The 17126-nt window shown below is 73.9% G+C and carries 17 protein-coding genes; 5 read left to right on the top strand and 12 right to left on the bottom strand.

Annotated elements, in window-relative coordinates; translation table 11 throughout:
• Positions 1-104 precede the first annotated feature (104 nt).
• The 8 genes from HA039_RS11435 to HA039_RS11400 form a co-directional block, all read right to left on the bottom strand.
• Positions 105-719 (bottom strand): response regulator transcription factor, encoded by a 615-nt coding sequence (locus tag HA039_RS11435; protein WP_167027616.1) that lies wholly within the window; start codon positions 717-719, stop codon positions 105-107.
• Between the two features lie 60 nt (positions 720-779).
• Positions 780-1886 (bottom strand): sensor histidine kinase, encoded by a 1107-nt coding sequence (locus HA039_RS11430; protein ID WP_167036612.1) that lies wholly within the window; start codon positions 1884-1886, stop codon positions 780-782.
• 65 nt (positions 1887-1951) lie between these two features.
• On the bottom strand, positions 1952-2689 hold the full coding sequence (locus tag HA039_RS11425; protein ID WP_167027613.1) for an ABC transporter permease: 738 nt from the start codon (positions 2687-2689) through the stop codon (positions 1952-1954).
• Entirely contained in the window at positions 2686-3627 is a 942-nt protein-coding gene (locus HA039_RS11420; protein ID WP_167027610.1) for an ABC transporter ATP-binding protein, read from the bottom strand. Before HA039_RS11420 ends, HA039_RS11425 begins: the two co-directional genes overlap by 4 nt.
• A gap of 141 nt (positions 3628-3768) precedes the next feature.
• A complete protein-coding gene (locus tag HA039_RS11415; RefSeq protein ID WP_208298590.1) occupies positions 3769-5877 on the bottom strand; it encodes a peptidoglycan binding domain-containing protein in 2109 nt (702 codons plus the stop codon).
• A gap of 190 nt (positions 5878-6067) precedes the next feature.
• A complete protein-coding gene (locus tag HA039_RS11410) occupies positions 6068-6478 on the bottom strand; it encodes a DUF6113 family protein (protein WP_167027604.1) in 411 nt (136 codons plus the stop codon).
• The gene (mshB, locus tag HA039_RS11405; protein WP_167027600.1) at positions 6475-7362 is read right to left on the bottom strand and encodes an N-acetyl-1-D-myo-inositol-2-amino-2-deoxy-alpha-D-glucopyranoside deacetylase; all 888 of its coding nucleotides are present in this window, start codon (positions 7360-7362) and stop codon (positions 6475-6477) included. Before mshB ends, HA039_RS11410 begins: the two co-directional genes overlap by 4 nt.
• Positions 7363-7407: 45 nt before the next feature.
• Positions 7408-7602: a hypothetical protein gene (locus HA039_RS11400; protein ID WP_161310061.1), complete on the bottom strand. Its 195-nt coding sequence runs from the start codon at positions 7600-7602 to the stop codon at positions 7408-7410.
• Between the two features lie 157 nt (positions 7603-7759).
• Here HA039_RS11400 and HA039_RS11395 point away from each other — a divergent pair, with 157 nt between their 5' ends.
• The 3 genes from HA039_RS11395 (at position 7760) to HA039_RS11385 (ending at position 11633) form a co-directional block, all read left to right on the top strand.
• Positions 7760-9976, top strand: a complete 2217-nt coding sequence (locus HA039_RS11395) for a prolyl oligopeptidase family serine peptidase (protein ID WP_167027598.1) — start codon at positions 7760-7762, stop codon at positions 9974-9976.
• A gap of 41 nt (positions 9977-10017) precedes the next feature.
• On the top strand, positions 10018-10602 hold the full coding sequence (locus tag HA039_RS11390; protein ID WP_167027595.1) for a TetR/AcrR family transcriptional regulator: 585 nt from the start codon (positions 10018-10020) through the stop codon (positions 10600-10602).
• Positions 10603-10670: 68 nt separating this feature from the next.
• On the top strand, positions 10671-11633 hold the full coding sequence (locus HA039_RS11385) for an SDR family NAD(P)-dependent oxidoreductase (RefSeq protein ID WP_167027592.1): 963 nt from the start codon (positions 10671-10673) through the stop codon (positions 11631-11633).
• Positions 11634-11705: 72 nt separating this feature from the next.
• Here the strand turns inward: HA039_RS11385 and HA039_RS11380 are convergent, their stop codons facing one another.
• Both HA039_RS11380 and HA039_RS11375 read right to left on the bottom strand, forming a co-directional pair.
• Entirely contained in the window at positions 11706-12554 is an 849-nt protein-coding gene (locus HA039_RS11380) for a transglutaminase family protein (RefSeq protein WP_167027589.1), read from the bottom strand.
• A gap of 34 nt (positions 12555-12588) precedes the next feature.
• On the bottom strand, positions 12589-13584 hold the full coding sequence (locus HA039_RS11375; protein ID WP_167027586.1) for a GNAT family N-acetyltransferase: 996 nt from the start codon (positions 13582-13584) through the stop codon (positions 12589-12591).
• A 141-nt stretch (positions 13585-13725) separates the two neighbouring features.
• Between HA039_RS11375 and fdxA the strand changes: the two genes are divergently transcribed.
• Positions 13726-14046 carry a ferredoxin gene (gene fdxA, locus HA039_RS11370; RefSeq protein WP_003985062.1) on the top strand — a complete coding sequence of 107 codons (321 nt, stop codon included), beginning with the start codon at positions 13726-13728 and terminating at the stop codon, positions 14044-14046.
• Between the two features lie 114 nt (positions 14047-14160).
• Positions 14161-15255, top strand: a complete 1095-nt coding sequence (gene dapC / locus HA039_RS11365) for a succinyldiaminopimelate transaminase (protein WP_167027583.1) — start codon at positions 14161-14163, stop codon at positions 15253-15255.
• Positions 15256-15354: 99 nt separating this feature from the next.
• Here the strand turns inward: dapC and HA039_RS11360 are convergent, their stop codons facing one another.
• Positions 15355-15822 (bottom strand): ATP-binding protein, encoded by a 468-nt coding sequence (locus HA039_RS11360; RefSeq protein WP_167027580.1) that lies wholly within the window; start codon positions 15820-15822, stop codon positions 15355-15357.
• Between the two features lie 289 nt (positions 15823-16111).
• On the bottom strand, positions 16112-17083 hold the full coding sequence (locus tag HA039_RS11355; protein WP_208298589.1) for a VldE C-terminal domain-containing protein: 972 nt from the start codon (positions 17081-17083) through the stop codon (positions 16112-16114).
• Between the last annotated feature and the right edge of the window lie 43 nt (positions 17084-17126).

Genomic DNA, 17126 nt, shown 5'->3' with positions numbered 1-17126 from the left:
CAGTCTGAACAGCGTACGGCCGTGCGGGTGCCGTAAACCGGCCGGGACTCCAGGGTCCCGGCCGGTTGCCACGCCGGTACGCGGTTCCGCCGGGCCGGCAGGCCCTAGAGCCAGCCCTTCTCCCGCGCTATCCGCACCGCCTCCGCGCGGTTGCGCGCCGCCAGCTTCTGGATCGCCGTCGACAGGTAGTTGCGCACGGTCCCCTGGGACAGGTGCAGCGCCACGGCGAGTTCCGCGTTGGTCGAGCCGTCCGCCGCCGCCCGCAGGATCCCGCGCTCCCGGTCCGTCAGCGGATTCGCCCCGTCCGCCAGCGCCGCCGCCGCCAGCGTCGGGTCGATGACCCGCTCCCCGGCGAGCACCCGCCGCACGGCGTCCGCCAGCTGCGCCGCGGGCGCGTCCTTGACCAGGAAGGCGTCCGCCCCCGACTCCATCGCCCGGCGCAGGTACCCGGGCCGGCCGAAGGTGGTCAGCACGACCACCTTGAGCCCGGGCAGCTCCTCGCGCAGCACCGCGGCCGCCTCGATGCCGGTCAGGCCCGGCATCTCGATGTCCAGCAGCGCGACGTCCACCGCGTGGGCCCGCGCCGCCGCCAGCACCTCGTCGCCGCGCGCCACCTGCGCGACCACCTCGATGTCCGCCTCCAGACCGAGCAGCGCGGCCAGCGCCTCGCGCACCATCGACTGGTCCTCGGCCAGGAGGACTCTCACGGGGCTCACCATGCGCCCACAGTAAGCGGCGCGGCGGGCCCGGGCACGCCCCGGAGGGGGCCCGGGCACCCCTCAGAGGACGCCGCGCGCGGCGGCCAGCGGGGCGCGGACGGTCAGGACGAAGCCGCCCCGGGTCGTGCCGGTCTCCAGCGTCCCGCCGACCTTCGCCAGGCGTTCCGTGAGCCCCGTCAGGCCGTTCCCGTACGCCGCCCCGCTCGCCCCGTGCCCGTCGTCCTCCACGGTCAGTTCGAGGACCGGGCCCTCCAGGGTCTGCCGGGGCGTCAGCCCGACCACGCAGCGCCGGGCCGCGCTGTGCCGAACGACATTGGTGACCGCCTCCCGCAGCGACCAGGCGAGCGCCGCCTCGCTGTCCTCGCACAGCCCGTCGCCGGACAGGCCCCCCGGGACCTCCACCGGCACCTCCGCGGCGATGCCGGCCACCGCCAGCGCCGTACGCGCCCCGGCCAGCTCACCCGGCAGGGTCGGCCTGCGGTAGCCCGTCACCGCCTCCCGGACGTCGTGCAGCGCCTGCCTGCTGACCCGCTCGATGTCCGCCACCTGCTCGGCGGCCCGGTCGGGCCGGCCGGGGAGCATCCGCCCCGCCAGCTCGCTCTTGAGCGTGATCAGCGACAGGGAGTGGCCGAGGAGGTCGTGCAGGTCCCTGGCGAGCCGCAGCCGCTCCTCGTTGGCGGCGAGCGCGGCGACGGTCGCCCTCGCCTCGCGCAGCTCCACCGTCGTACGGACCAGCTGCCGCACGCCCGACATCGCGAACCCGCCCAGCAGCGCGGGGATCACGAGGGACGTGACGAAGTCCCGCCCCTCGTCCGTCCCCAGACCGGTCACCACCATCGCGGCCACGACGACGAGGATCGCCGGCCTGGACCGGGCGGGCGGCAGCGCGGCCCCGGCCGCCACCGACGTGTAGACGAACAGGACCAGCCACGGCGAGTCCAGCGTCAGCGTCAGCGCGAACGAGAGCGCGAACATGAAGGCCAGCGCCGCCTGAACCGTCCGCGGGTCGAGCGCCTTCGCCATGTGCCGGAAGATCAGGCCCAGGTAGACCGCGACGAACGCGACCAGCCCGATCCCGCCCAGCACATCGGCCTCCGGCGTGTGCGCGCCGCTGAGGAGGTCGGCCAGCGGGGCGCCCAGGAAGGCCAGCCAGATACCGATCCACATCAGCTTCACCAGGGTCTGGCGGCGCTGCTCTGGTGGCTGCCCCACGGGCGGGAAGGTCTTCGTCGTCACGCCTTCAGTGTGTCCTTCCGGTAGAGCCACGCCGCGCCGCCGGCGAACACCGCGAAGTACCCGACCAGGATCGCGACGTCCTTGAGATGCGGCGAGCCGCCCAGCTCGACGGCCTGCCCCAGCCCCGCGTAGGCGTGCGTGGGCAGCCACTCGGTGATGTCCTGGAGCCACTGGGGGTACGTCGTCGTGGGCAGCCACAGCCCGCCCAGGATGGACAGCGCGAAGTACAGGATCATCGTGATCGGCCGCACCGCGTCCCCGGAGGCCAGGTAACCGATGGCCACGCCCAGCGCCGCGAAGACCAGGCTGCCCGCCCAGATGACACCGGTCAGCGCGAGCCACTGCCAGGCCTCCAGGCGCACGCCCTTGGAGATCCCCGCGACGACGAACACGATCAGGATGGACGGCAGCGCGACCACACCCGAACTCGCGATCTTGGCGAGCACGTAACCGCGCCCCGGCAGGGCGGTCAGCCGCAGCTGCCGGACCCAGCCCTTCTCGCGTTCCTTGGCGATCTTCTCGCTGTTGCCCATCAGGACGGCCGTCAGGGCGCCGAAGGACGCCATGGCCACCATGTAGAAGGCGCCCAGGCCCAGCCGCGTGCCCGGCACCCGGCCGTCGCCCTGCGGTCCGGCGATCACCAGGAACAGCACGGCCGGATAGACCACCGAGAAGAACATGAACTTCTTGTTCCGCAGGGTGCGGGTGATCTCCAGCTTGATCAGGGTGTTCACGCGGTCCTGGCCTCCTCGGCCTCGGTGAGGGCGACGAAGGCCTGCTCCAGGCCGAGCCCGGCGACTTCGAGATTGTTCGGGTAGAGCCCCGCCCGGTACAGGGCGTGCACGGTCGCGTCGGCGTCGTGCGACTGGATCCGTACGGTGGTCCCCGAGACGGACAGCGAGCTGAGGAACGGCAGTTCCCGCAGGTCGTTCTCGTCGATCGCGCCGTGCTCGCCGGGGTCCAGGTCGAAGGAGATCCGCCGGGCGCCCGCCTTCGCCTTGATCTCGGCGGCCGTCCCGTCGGCCAGCAGCCGGCCCTTGTACAGGACCAGCACCCGGTCGGCGATCGCGTCGGCCTCTTCCAGGTAGTGCGTCGCGAAGAGGACGGTACGGCCCTGGTCGGCCTGCTCCTTCATCGTCGCCCAGAACGCCTGGCGGGCGGTGACGTCCATGCCGGTGGTCGGCTCGTCGAGGACGATCAGGTCGTTGGCGCCCGCCGTGGCGAGGGCGAAGCGGACCCGCTGCTCCTGGCCGCCGGAGAGCTTGTTGATCATACGGTCGGCGATCTGGGTGATCCCGGCCCTGGCCAGCACCTCCGAGACGGGATACGGCCTGGGGTGCAGGTCGCGGGCGAGCTTGACCAACTCCCGTACCCTCACCTCCTCCATCAGCCCGCCGCTCTGGAGCATCGCCCCGACCCGGCCGGCCGCGATCGCCTCCTGGGGGCTCGTGCCGAACAGCGTCACCGTGCCCGAGTCGGCGTTCCTGAGGCCCAGGAGCAGGTCGAGGGCGGAGGACTTGCCGGCGCCGTTGGGGCCGAGGAGGGCCACGGTCTCGCCGGGGTGCAGGGTCAGGGACAGGCCGGCCACGGCGTGCACGGCGCCGTAGCTCTTGTGCACGTCCTCGAAGCGCACGACGGACGTCGTGGTGGGGGGTGCGGTGGTGGTCGTCATGAGCCCATGGTGGGGGAGGCGCCCGTACCGGCATCAGTGTCCCGGGTCGTGGACCCCGTATGACATCCGTCATCCCCAGTACGCGCCGGAGCCCCCGCCGGTGAGGGCGGGGGCTCCGGGAGAAAGCGGTCCGGACCCAGGTCAGCTCGGGTCGAGGTCGATCTCCTGCGTGCGCTCCGCGGTCGTCTTGCCGCGCAGCGCCTTCTGCATCGCGAGCGCCACGTCGGCCGAGTTGACCGGGTGCTCCTGGCCGTCGGCGCGGGTGATCGTGATGCCGTCGAAGACGCCGTCGAGCAACTCGTCGATGGCCTTGCGGTCGTAGTACTCGACCAGCTTCCCGTCGACCGCCTTCATGGACAGGATCCGGGGGAGCGACTTCGCGGGACCGAACTGGATCTGCTTGCCCCCCGCGCTGATCGTGATCAGACCGGACATGGCGGGCTCGGCGAACTCCTTCATCGCCCGGTCGATCTCCGCCTGGCTTATCGCCGGCTGGCGGACCGCGACGGGCAGTTCGACGGGTGTCACGCGCCCCGTCTGAACCTGCGCCCGGTACGCGTCCTGCACGGACAGCATCGACCGCTTGACGTCCAGGGTCTCGCCGGCCTTGCCCGGTACGGCGACGGCTTTGCCCGGCTCGAACTTGATCGTGCCCTCCCGGGCGGAGCCCGCGACCCCGGCCAGGTCGGTGAGCGCGACGCTCAGCTTCTCGTCGTCCACCGGGATCACCGGCTCCACGACCCGCTTGCCGCCGAAGAGCGTGCTGACCACCGAGACGGGGTTGTAGTCGCTGACCGCCGCGTTCCTGACGGTCGCCTGGCTGTCCAGGGTGAGGCCCGCCTTGTCCGGCGGCAGCTTCTCCGTCTTGCCGCCGACGTTCAGCTCCATCGGGGTGGCGGCGAGCTTGCCGAGGCGGCTGTCGAGGATGTTGACCGCCTGGTCACGGGTGCCGCCGCCGATGTCCACGCCGAGGACCGTGGTGCCCTTGGGGACCGCGGAGTGGTTCATCAGGAGGCCCGCGCCGTAGAGCCCGCCGGCCACCACGACCAGCGCGACGGTCAGCAGGACCAGCTTGGAGCGGCCCTTCTTCTTCGGCGCCGGGGCGGCGGCCGCCTTGGGGCGGGGCGCGGACGGGCCGCCCGGCGCGGCGGGCGTGCCGGGACCGCCCGGGAAGGACGGCATCGCGCGGTCGGCGTCCTGGCCGTGGCCCGACGGGTCGTCCGGGTGCGAGACCCGGCCCGGGGGCGGTCCGCCGACGCCCGGGGCGGAGCCCGGGAACGGCGAGCGGTGCTCCGGCGGCACCACGGGGATGCCGCTGGTGAGGGTGTCGCCCGAGACGTGCCCGCCGGGCGCCGGCTCGGGGGCGTGCACCTGCGGGGTCAGGACGGCGGTGTCGTCGGACATCCGCGGCGGACCGCCGGGACCTCCGCCGAACGCGCCGGGCCCCTGACCTGCGCTGGAGGCCCCGCCGGATCCCGGCGGGGCGAAGGCCGACGGCGGGGTGGTCAGCGGCGAACTGCCCGTGACCGGCCCCGTGGTCGGGCCGTTGGGCCCGTCCCCGGGCGGCCGGAAGCCGCCCGGCGGGGTGTGCCCGCCCGGCGTGAAGGCGTTGCCGCCCGCGCCGGGACGCGGCGCGCCGCCGGAGTCGAGTTCGCTCAGGGAGCTGTGCGGCGCCTGCCGCTGCCCCTCGTTGCCGTACGGCAGCTCGGGACGGCCCCCGGCACTTCCCTGGCCACCGCCCTGGCCCGCCGGGGACTGCCCCGGGGTGCCCGCGACGGCTGCCGCGCCCGCGCCCATCCCGCCGGGCGGGGGCGCGTTCGACGCCTTGCGCGGCGCGAACCAGTCGCTGGTGGGCGTGGCCGCCGTGTCGTCCGCGGCGCCTTCGGCGCGCGGCTCCGGCTCGTCCTGGCGCGGCTGCCCGGCGTCGGGGCGCGGATGCGAACCCGTCTGCTCGGCGGCGGCCGTACCCCGGCCGTCGGTCCCCTCGCCGTCGCCCACGGGCGTACGCATCACCACGGGGGGGATCGGCCGCGAACCCGGGATGTTGATCCGGATGCGGGTGGTCAGCGTGGTCTCGGTTCTGGGCTCGTCCGGCTGGGGGACGGGCATGACGCCGGTCTCCTCCGAGGCGTCCTGCTGGGGATGCGGCGACGGATACTGGCGGGATCCGTACGGCGGTGTCCCCGAGGGGTACGCTGCTCCGCCGCGCCCCTGGGGCCCGGAGGACGAACTGTCAGTTTCACGACTCAAAGCAGGTTCTCCCGGTTGGCTCCGCCGCCCGTTCTTACTGGTGATCAACTTCTCGGTCCCCCATGCAGGAGGGGACGGCCCGGAGCGCGCACCACCATACTGGGCTGCGCCGACCCTTGACCGACGACCGTACGGAGCGGGGGCCCGGACGGCGAGACGGACACGGTCAATTCAGCAGCAGACGGGCGCGTCACTTCCCAAGTCGGCCGGACTTCGTGCCCGGTTGCGGCAACCGCGACATGGTGGCACAGATCACAGCCACCACCATCCCACCGAGCAGGTAGACGAGTGGTCCGACGCCCGCGGCGAAGGCTCCGTCCCCCTCGGGTCTGCCGATGCTCAGCAGGATGACCGCCACCAACCAGCCCGCGGCGGGCGCTCCGACGCCCAGCTGCGTGCCGGTTACCCACATCCCGCCGAGGAAAACTCCGGCCGTGGCGAGGAGCGCGAGCAGCAACCCGCCCGGGAACCAGCCGCCTTGGACGAGCGCGCCGGCGATTCCCACGACGGCGCCGAGCACCAGCAGGACGACATAGGCGGCGATACGTCCCGGTCCTGCCGGAGTGGTGCCGTACGGGCCGGGCTCGCGCTGCCCGCTCATGCGACCGTACCGGCGAACAGGTCGGTCTCCCGGACACCGGCGGGCGCCCCGGACGTGCCGTGGACCAACTGGTAGTACTCCGTGGTGAGGAGCGGCTGCCCGAGGTCGTTGGAGAGGGCGAAGAACGGTCCGTCCACGGCGATCTGGGTGGCGTGGGCGCGCATCGCGGCCGCCTTGCGCTCCGCGTACGCCGTCCCGTCGACCTCCGCGGTGATCTCCGCGTCGTCCACCACCCCCGGCACGTCGCCGACCGAGGCGACGCCGGGGAAGACGTCACCGGCCGCGCGGAGCCGGGCGAAACCCTCCTCGGCGACCGAGCGCGGCACGCGGTTCCAGTAGATCTTGGCGATGGTGTGCGGGGCTCCCAGATCCGGCCGGAAACCGCCGTCGCCGGCCAGCTCCGCGGCGCGCGTCGCGACCCGGTGGGCCTGGATGTGGTCGGGGTGGCCGTACCCGCCGTGCGGGTCGTACGTCACCAGCACCTGCGGGCGGACCTCCCGGACCACCGCCACCAGGTGCGCGGCGGCGGTGTCGGTCTGCGCGTGCCAGAAGGCGTTCTCGCGGTCGTTCTGCGGCAGGCCCATCATCCCGGAGTCCCGGAACCGCCCGGGGCCGCCCAGGAAGCGGTGGTCGGTGACCCCCAGCTCCCGCATGGCCGCCGCGAGTTCACCGGCCCGGTGGGCGCCGAGACGGTCCTCCCGGTCGGCCGCCAGGTGCGCGAGAGCGGCCGGGATGACCTCGCCCTCCTCGCCGAGCGTGCAGGTCACGAGCGTGACCCCGGCGCCCTCGGCCGCGTAGCGGGCCATCGTGGCGCCGTTGTTGATCGACTCGTCGTCCGGGTGCGCGTGCACCAGCAGCAGACGGCGTGCGGCTGGATCGGTCATGAGGACAGCGTACGAGGCCCGCCAGGAGCGCCCTACACGCCCCGGTCAGAACTTGATGCCGCCGATCATCCCCGCCACGTTCGTGGTCAGTTCGCTGATCGTGGAGGCCATGGAGGAGCTGGCCAGATAGAACCCGAGCAGCATGCAGACGACCGCGTGCCCGCCCTTGAGCCCGGATTTCCGGATCAGCAGGAAGACAATGACCGCCAGCAGCACCACCGCCGAAATCGAGAGTGCCACGACGGTTCACCTCCATAAATATTCAGCCCGGACATCGCAGGACGCATGTGCCGACAGGTACCTACCCACCTAGCGCTACGGATCATAACTATCCGTTGGTACGCATTGATCGGTGCACAGCAGCACATGGGGGCGCACGGCCACTAGATTCGGTCACATGACCTTGAGGCAGCAGCTCTCGTTCCCGCGTCAGTACGCCAGGACCCAGCGGTTCACCCTGGGGGCCCCTCGGGCGTTCACCGTGTCACCCGACGGAGCGCGGGTGGTCTTCCTGCGGTCCGCCGACGGGACGGACCGAGTGAACCGCCTCTGGGTGCTGGACCTCGACGGCGGTACGGCCGGGGGCGGCCCCGCCGAACGGGTCGCCGCCGACCCCGCGACGCTGCTGGCCGGGGCCACGGAGCGGCTTTCGGCCGAAGAACGCGCACGCCGGGAACGCAGCCGCGAAGGATCGGCCGGAATTGTCGGGTACGCGGCCGACAGCGCGGTCGAATTGGCGGCCTTCGCGCTGTCGGGCCGGTTGTTCGCGGCCGAGCTGCGCGCCGGGACCGCCCGCGCGCTGCCGGTACGGGGACCGGTCATCGACCCCCGGCCCTCGCCCGACGGGCGCCACATCGCCTACACGGCGCGCGGCGCGCTGCGGGTGATCGGCGCCGACGGCGAGGGGGACCGCGTGCTGGCGGCGCCCGGGGGCGGCGAGGACCCGGAGAACGTGAGCTACGGCCGGGCGGAGTTCGTCGCGGCCGAGGAGATGGACCGCTCGCGCGGCTACTGGTGGTCGCCGGAGTCCGACCGGCTGCTCGTGGCCCGCGTCGACACGGCCCCGGTGCACCGCTGGTGGACCGCCGACCCCGCGCACCCGGACCGGGAGCCGGTGAAGGCCGCGTACCCGGCGGCGGGCACCCCCAACGCGGAGGTACGGCTGTTCCTGGTCGACCTGCCGGGAGCGGCGGGCGCCGACGGAGCTGACGGGACCGACGGCGGGGGCGCGGCGGACGGCGAGGGCGGGGCGCGCACGGAGGTGACCTGGGACCGGGCCCGCCACCCCTACCTCGCCCGGGTCCACTGGTCGGCGGCGGGCGCGCCCCTGCTGCTCGTCCAGTCCCGCGACCAGTCGAGCGAGCTCTACCTCGCGGTGGACCCGGCCACCGGCGCGACCCGGACGGTCCACCGGGACGAGGACCCGGCCTGGCTGGAGCTCTTCCCGGGAACCCCGGCCTGGGCGCCCGACGGACGCCTCGTGCGCATCGCCGACGAGGGCGGCGCGCGGGTCCTGGTGGTCGGCGACCGGGCCCTGACGGGCGCGCAGCTGCACCTGCGCGCCGTGCTGGACATCGGCGAGCACGACGTCCTCGTCTCGGCGTCGGCGGGCGAGGAGGCGGCGGAGCCCGAGACCGGCGAGGTGCACGTCTACCGGGTCAACGAGCTGGGCGTCGAGCGCTTCTCGGCGGGCGCCGGGGTGCACTCCGCCGTCCGGTCGGGCCGGGTGACGGTCCTCGCGTCGACCCGCCCGGCGGCCCCCGGCCTGTCCGTCCAGGTGTTCCGGGACGGCAAGCCGGTCGCCTCCCTCGCCTCGTACGCCGAACAGCCGGCGCTCACGGCGGCCCCCGCGCTCACCGAGGCGGGCGCCCGGCGCATCCCGTGCGCCGTCCTCCTCCCCACGGGCTACCAGGAGTCGGACGGGCGGCTCCCGGTCCTGCTGGACCCGTACGGCGGCCCGCACGGGCAGCGCGTGGTCGCCGCCCACAACGCCCACCTCACCTCGCAGTGGTTCGCCGACCAGGGGTACGCGGTGGTGGTCGCCGACGGGCGGGGCACCCCGGGCCGCTCCCCGGCCTGGGAGAAGGCCGTCAGGAACTCCTTCCTGCTCACCCTGGACGACCAGGTCGACGCGCTCCAGGACCTGGCGGGCCGCTTCCCGCTCGACACCGGCCGGGTCGCGATCCGGGGCTGGTCGTACGGCGGCTACCTCGCCGCCCTCGCGGTCCTGCGCCGCCCCGACGTCTTCCACGCCGCGATCGCGGGCGCCCCGGTCACCGACTGGCGGCTGTACGACACCCACTACACCGAGCGGTACCTGGGCACGCCCGACGACGCCCCGGAGGTCTACGCGGCCAACTCGCTGGTCACCGACGACGGCCTGTCCGCCCCGGAGAACCCGGCCCGCCCGCTGATGCTGATCCACGGCCTGGCCGACGACAACGTGGTGGCGGCGCACACCCTGCGCCTCTCCTCGGCCCTGCTCTCGGCGGGCCGCCCGCACGAGGTCCTCCCCCTGACGGGCGTCACGCACATGACCCCCCAGGAACAGGTCGCCGAGAACCTGCTCCTGCTCCAGGTGGACTTCCTCCAGCGGTCACTGGGGGCGCGCTGACACATTAGACAGATGGCGCTTCACTGTCTAATGTGTCAAGGGTGAACAGTACGGAGACGGATCCCGACGACCCCAAACGCGCCGCCGTCCTCGCGGCCGCCCTCGGCGTGTTCGGCCGCTACGGCTTCCAGAAGACGTCGATGGCGGAGGTCGCGCAGGCGGCCGGCATCTCCCGGCCGGGGCTCTACCTGCTCTTCCCGAACAAGGAAGAGCTCTACCGCGCCACCATGGGGGGCGTGATGGAGCGGGCCCAGCGGGCCATGGAGGCGTGCTTCGACGACGAGACGCTCGGCTTCGAGGAGCGGGTCGTCAGCGCCCTGGACGCGCTGATGGGCCAGTACGTCGACACGCAGGTGGCCAGGGACCTCGGCGAGCTGCTGGAGAACAGCGGCCCGCAACTGGGCACCCTGTTCCACGACTACCAGGAGCGGGCCAGGACGACGATCGGCACCCGGATCGCCGCACTGGCCCCGCCCGGGGTCCTCACCCCGGAGCTCAGTGCCGATGACGTCATGGACCTCCTCTTCTCGGCCGCCCTGACCTGGAAGCAGACCGCCACCACCCGCGCCGAGTTCCGCGACCGGACGGCGCGGGCGGTACGGATGATCTGCCGCGCCGCGAACTGACCGGGCCCGCCCCGCCGACCCGTACACCCCCGTACGCCCCCGCACCCCCTCCCGGACGGAGCACAGCCATGTCCCGAGTCACCACCCCCTTCGACGCCCGCTCGACCGCGGCCGACGTGATCGCCGGTGTCGACCTGACCGGCAGGAACGCCGTCGTGACCGGCGGTTCCTCCGGCATCGGCCTGGAGACAGCCCGCACCCTGGCCGCCGCCGGCGCCCGGGTCACCCTCGCCGTCCGCGACACCGGCGCCGGCGAGCGCGCCGCCGCCGGCATCAGGGCCGCCACCGGCCGGGACGGCGTCGACGTCGCCCGCCTCGACCTGGCGGACCGCGCCACCGTCGACGCGTTCGTCGCGGGCCGCACGGAGCCGCTGCACATCCTCGTCAACAACGCCGGGGTCATGGCGCTGCCCGAGCGCACCACGACCCCGGAGGGCTGGGAGACGCAGTTCGCCACCAACCACCTGGGCCACGCGGCCCTGACCCTCGGCCTGCACGACGCCCTCACGGCGGCCCAGGACGCCCGGATCGTCGTCGTCAGCTCCTCGGCCCACCAGTTCTCCCCGGTGCTCCTGGACGACATCCACTTCACCTCCCGGCCCTACGAGGCCTGGTCCGCCTACGGCCAGTCGAAGACCGCGACCATCTTGTTCGCCGTGGCTCTCGCCAAGAAGTGGGCCGCCGACGGCATCACCGCCAACGCGCTGCACCCCGGCGGCATCATGACCAACCTCCAGCGCCACCTCGACGACGCCCAGCTGCGCTACGTGGGCGCGACGGACGAGCAGGGGCGCCGCCTGGACGTCCCCCCGGGCTGGAAGACCCCGGAGCAGGGCGCCGCCACCTCGGTCCTGCTCGCCGCCTCGCCGCTCGTCCAGGGCGTGACCGGCCGCTACTTCGAGGACGCGAACGAGGCCGTCGTCGTCACCGGGACGAACGACGGCCGGGGCGGAGTGGCCTCCTACGCCCTCGACCCGGAGACCGCGGACCGGCTCTGGGCCGAGACGGGCAGGCTCCTCGGCACCGCGTGAGGCGGGGGACCGCCCGCCGGCACACCCCCGCGGGTCGAGCACCCCTTGGTCGAGCCCCTGGTCGAGCGCGCCCTAGTTGAGCATCGCCCGGGCCGCCCGCGCGCGGCGGCGTATCGCCTCCGCCGTGGACGGCTCCACCGCCTCCACCACCTCCGCGTACTCCTCCATTTCCGCCGCCCCGGAGAGGAACTCCCCGCGCTGGATCAGCACCTGCGCGTGGTCGTAGCGCAGCCGCGCCGGGTGGGAGGGCAGGAGCAGCGAGAGTTCGACCGCCCAGAGCGCCACGTCGCCGCGTTCCGGGCGGGCGGCGGCCCAGGCGCGGATGTTGTTCAGCACCCGCAGCACGATGTCCAGCGGGTCGGCCGGGGAGATCAGGCCGGGGGAGAGGCCGTCCCCGGCGCCGGCCGCGAGGCCCGTCGCCTCCGCGACCAGGTTCTTCGCGTCCTGGCCGGTGAGCGGCCGCCCGCCCGCGAACGGGTCGGCCAGCACCTGTTCCGCGGGATCGCCCAGGCCGATCACGAAGTGCCCCGGCAGCGCGACCCCGTACACCCGCGCGCCCGCCCGCCGGGCCACCTCCATCCACACCACCGACAGCAGGATCGGCAGCCCCCTCCTGCGCCGCAGGACCGCGGGCAGCAGCGAGGACTCCAGGCGGTCGTAGTCGGCGGGGGAGCCGCCGAAGCCCAGGCGCGTGCCCAGCAGCCCGGCCAGGGCCGCCGCCCACGCGCGCGCCCCCCTGATCCCGTACGGCAGCAGCCCCGCCAGCCGGTCCAGCTCCGCCTGCGCGGCGTCGAGGCCCGCCTCGCCCAGGGCCGGTTCGCCCTCCGCCCCGATCAGCAGGCACAGCGTGGCCAGGTCGGGGCGCTCCCCGCGTGCCTGCTCGGCGAACCGCTGCCGCCGCTCCGCCGCTTCCGGGTCCATGGGCGACTCGTACCCCGTCACGGCCGGTGCCCGCTCACGCCGGCCGGTAGTGGTGGTAGTGGTGATGGACGGCGAAGCCCATGCCCTCGTACAGCGCACGCGCCCCGTCGTTCCTGGACTCCACCTGGAGCCAGGCCGCCGACGCGCCCTCCTCCAGCGCACGGCGCGCGAGCGCGGTCATCACGGCCGTGGCCAGGCCCCGGCGCCGCTGGTCCGGCTCGACCTCCACCGCCATGAACCCCGCCCAGCGCCCGTCCACCACGCACCGGCCGATCGCGGCCGGTGTCCCGGCCTCGCCGGGGACGGTGGCGAACCACACCGAGGGCCCGCTGCCCAGGACGTGCAGGACGTGCGGCCCCGGAGCCTTCGAGCGCTGGTAGCGGCCGAGCCACGCCTCGTCGCAGGTACGGTCCAGCCGCACCCGTGCCACGTCCGCGTCCCGGTCGCCGAGCGGCGCCAGGGCCGCGATCCGCATCTCGGCGCTCACCTCCGCGTACCAGTCGCGCTTCTCCAGCTCCGCGCACAGCGACTCCTGCGTGCCCTCGGCCCCGGTCGCGGTCTGGACGTACGCGGGCAGCCCCCGCTCCCCGTACCAGCCCCGCACCCGCTCCAGCGCCTCGTCCAGCGGCACTCCGGGATCGCCCAGCGGCAGCGCCGAGTTGGCCCTGCGGGTGAATCCGGCGGCCGCCCGCAGCCGCCACGCGCCGAGGGGTTCGCTCTCCACCGGCTGCCAGGCCCGCGCGCCGACGAGCGCCAGCTCCGCGTAGGTCGCGGCGGGGCCGCGCCGACGGGCCGGCGCGGGCGGCACGACCTTGCCCGCGACCAGGGCCGACTCCGGGATCCGGACGCTCTCGCCGGTCCTTCGTGTGATCAGCAGCACACCGTCGTCCCAGGATGTGAGAACGCCGACCGTGTCGGTGAATTTCTCCGCCGGGCCGCCGCTCTCCGTCAACTGTCTGACTGATACCCGTTTGCCCACGTCAGCCTGTGTCATACGGACCTCGAACCGTCCGCCGGCGGTGAATTCCACAGCTCGGTACGCCCCTCCTGTTCGGATCGTGCCCAGGAACGGAGATACTAGATGCGGGCATCGACGACGCCGCGCTCCCGCGCGCCCGTGGACGGAGCCGCAGATCGGCCCGCCGCCGCCCTATCGAGGAGGAACGACAGCGTGACCTACGTCATCGCGCAGCCTTGTGTCGACGTCAAGGACAAGGCGTGCATCGAGGAGTGCCCGGTCGACTGCATCTACGAGGGCTCCCGGTCCTTGTACATCCACCCGGACGAATGCGTCGACTGCGGAGCCTGTGAGCCGGTCTGCCCGGTCGAGGCCATCTTCTACGAGGACGACACCCCCGAGGAGTGGAAGGACTACTACAAGGCGAACGTGGAGTTCTTCGACGAGCTCGGGTCGCCCGGTGGAGCCTCCAAGCTCGGCCTCATCGAGCGGGACCATCCCTTCATCGCCGCGTTGCCGCCGCAGAACGGCTGACAGCGCGCCCCCGGTCCCGTACGGCGCGCCCGCCGTACGGGACCGCGGTGTTTCCCGTGGCCGGCGCACGCCCGTCCGTACGGGAAAGCCTCCGTACGAGAAAGAGTGAGCACCGTGTCCACAGTCTCTTCGCGTCTCCCCGTCTTCCCCTGGGACAAGCTGGAGCCCTACAAGGCGACGGCCGCGGCCCACCCGGACGGGATCGTGGACCTGTCCGTGGGCACGCCGGTCGACCCGGTCCCCGACGCGGTCCAGCGGGCCCTGTCCGAGGCGGCGAACTCGCCCGGCTACCCCACGGTGTGGGGGACGCCCGAGCTGCGTGACGCGCTCACCGGCTGGGCGGAACGGCGGCTCGGCGCGCGCGGGGTGACCCACTCGAACGTGTTGCCGGTGGTCGGCTCCAAGGAGCTGGTCGCCTGGCTGCCGACGCAGCTCGGCCTCGGCGCGGGCGACCGGGTCGCGTACCCCCGGCTCGCCTACCCGACGTACGAGGTCGGGGCGCGGCTGTGCGGCGCGGAGCCCGTACCGTACGACGACCCGACCGAGCTGGACCCGGCCGGCCTGCGGCTGCTGTGGCTCAACTCGCCGTCCAACCCGACCGGGGCGGTGCTCGGCCAGGACGAGCTGACCCGGATCGTGGCCTGGGCGCGCGAGCACGACGTGCTGGTGTTCAGCGACGAGTGCTACCTGGAGCTGGGCTGGGAGGCCGATCCGGTCTCCGTCCTGCACCCGGACGTCTGCGGGGGGTCGTACGACGGGATCGTGGCCGTCCACTCGCTCTCCAAGCGCTCCAACCTGGCCGGGTACCGCGCGGCCTTCCTGGTCGGCGACTCCGCCGTCCTCGGCGAGCTGCTCCAGATCCGCAAGCACGGCGGGATGATGACCGCCGCGCCCGTGCAGGCGGCGACGGTCGCGGCGCTCGCCGACGACACGCACGTACGGGAGCAGCGGGAGCGGTACGCGGCCCGCCGCGCCGCCCTGCGCGCCGCGCTGGAGGCGCACGGCTTCCGGATCGACCACAGCGAGGCGAGCCTCTACCTCTGGTCGACCCGTGACGAGCCGTGCTGGGACACCGTGGCGCACCTCGCCGGACTGGGCATCCTGGTGGCGCCCGGCGACTTCTACGGCCCCGCGGGGGAGCGCCACGTGCGGGTGGCGCTCACCGCGACCGACGAGCGGATCGAGGCGGCGGTGAAGCGGCTCGGCTGAGCCGTCCCGCCCGTACGCGACACGAAGGGGCCCGGGGAGCGCATCGCTCCCCGGGCCCCTTCGCGTCACCACGGACGCGCCGCACGCGCGTCGCGGGGGTCAGCCGATCGGCAGGCCCCCGACCGGCAGGCCGCCCGTGGGGAGCCCGCCCTTGGGGAGGCCGCCGGTCGGCAGGCCGCCGAGCATCGAGGCGGGGGCGGCGCTGCCGGAGGCGGCGGAGGCGGTCTCGCCGAGCGCCTCGCCGGCGCTGCCCGCGGCGTCGCCGGCCAGCTTCTGCGCGGCGGGCGTCACGGTCTTGCCGGCCGCGCCGACGGTCTTGCCCGCGGCGGGAACGGTCTTCTTGACGGCCTGGCTGCCGGCTTCGCCCGCCACCGCGGTGGTCGTCCGGGCACCGCTGTCGACGGTGTCACCCACGGCGGCGCCGTCGAGCGCGCTGACGGCGCCGAGGTCGGTGGTCTGCGGCAGCGCCGCGGCGCCTGCGGAGCCGGCCGCACCGACCACGGGGGCTGCGCCCGCCGCGATGAGCAGCGCGGCACGGGCGATCCGACGGGTCAGGGGGAGGGACATGATGCTCCTTTGACGGGAGAGAAACAGTGCTTGTCCGTCGATCGGACACTGTGACAACCCCTCGGAGGGCGGGGGAAGTTGCGGTGCGCCCAGGTAAAGAGTTCGCAATGCGGCGTGGGGCCCGCCTCGGACAGAAACGGGCAAAGGAGTGTGTTCCCCCCGCGCGCGGCGAACCGTCACTTCCCAAGCGCCGCAAGGGAAGTGACCCGGACGGCCCAGGGTGTTCGATTCCTCGGAAGAAAGGGGGTGCCGGCAGGTGCCGGGCAACTCGTCCGGGTGACGGGCCGAACTACCGCGCGGTACGGATCTGGACCTCCGCGGCGGCCTTCGACGTACCGGAGCCCGCCCCGTCGTCCGTCCGCCAGCCCTGCCCCGCGTCCTTCGCGCTCCACACCCGGCCCGCGTACGCGACCTCGTCGATCCGCAGGACCGACGCCCGCGCCACCGCCCACTGCGCCAGCTCCCAGCCGCGCCGTACCGCCGGGCCGTCCTTCGTACCGCCGGGCGTGTCCTTCGCCGCGCCGTCCGCCGCCACGGTCGCCGCGACCGGCACGAACACCTCGTGCCCGGGCGTCCCCGCCGACACGTTCGCCGCCTTGGGCAGCACACCGGGCCCGAACGACCGGACCAGCTCCGCCCGTACCTTCGCCGGATCACCCGGCACCGCGCTCTCCAGCGACGAACAGGTCAGCGCGGCGGGCGCCCGGCCGGTCAGGGCCGCCGACAGCAGCGCCGCGTCCGGCTCGTGCTTCGCGTACGCCTGCGGGAAGCCACTGCGCTGCACCCGCTGGGCCGCCTCGGTCAGCGGCAGCCGCGAATAGCCGGGCACCTTCACCAGGTGGTCGTAGAACTGCCCCGCCGCGTAGACCGGGTCGAGGATCTGCGCCGCCGTGCCCCACCCCTTGGAGGGGCGCTGCTGGAACAGCCCCAGCGAGTCACGGTCGCCGTGTCCCAGATTCCGCAGGGCCGACTCCTGGAGGGCCGTCGCCAGCGCGATCGTGACCGCGCGCTCCGGCAGCCCGCGGGTCGTGCCCACGGCCGAGATCACCGCCGCGTTCCCCGCCTGCTCCGGCGTCATCTCGTACACCGGACCGCCGTCGCCGCTCCCCGCGCCCGCCGCCCGGACCGTGCACCGGGGCGGGCCGCCGCCACCCGTCACGTACTGCACCACGACATAGGCCACCAGTCCCAGCAGGACGGCGAAGGCGGCCGCGACCCGCAGGGGACGGCCGCGACGGGAGGTGGAGACGGTGTCGGACACGCGCCCACCGTACTGGAGGGGCACTCCCCGCGGATCCCTGCCA

The sequence above is a fragment of the Streptomyces liangshanensis genome (assembly GCF_011694815.1).
Taxonomy (GTDB): domain Bacteria; phylum Actinomycetota; class Actinomycetes; order Streptomycetales; family Streptomycetaceae; genus Streptomyces; species Streptomyces liangshanensis.
The sequence above is the reverse complement of the archived record's forward strand: the minus strand, read 5'-3'. Positions and strand labels throughout refer to the sequence as shown.